Annotated in this window: 1 protein-coding gene; it reads left to right on the top strand. The window is 45.9% G+C overall.

From position 1 onward, the window contains the following. Positions 1-229, top strand: a 229-nt coding sequence (locus AB4512_RS24485; protein ID WP_372176078.1) for a fasciclin domain-containing protein, incomplete at both ends; no start/stop codon positions are given.

The following is a 229-nucleotide window of genomic DNA, read 5'->3' as shown; positions in this document are numbered from 1 at the left end:
GTGGCGGCAGTAAAAGCAGCGGACTTAGTTGATACATTGAAAGGCGAAGGCCCTTTCACCGTATTGGCCCCCACTGATGAGGCATTTGCTGCGTTACCAGAAGGAACGGTCGACATGTTGTTGAAGCCAGAAAATAAAGACAAACTAGTTGCAGTGCTCACATACCATGTAATACCAGGTAAAATCATGGCAGCTGAAGTTATGAAGTTAAATAGTGCAGTGACGGTTC

It is taken from the genome of Vibrio sp. 10N.222.52.B7 (assembly GCF_041474275.1).
GTDB classification, from domain to species: domain Bacteria; phylum Pseudomonadota; class Gammaproteobacteria; order Enterobacterales; family Vibrionaceae; genus Vibrio; species Vibrio crassostreae_C.
The sequence above is the reverse complement of the archived record's forward strand: the minus strand, read 5'-3'. Positions and strand labels throughout refer to the sequence as shown.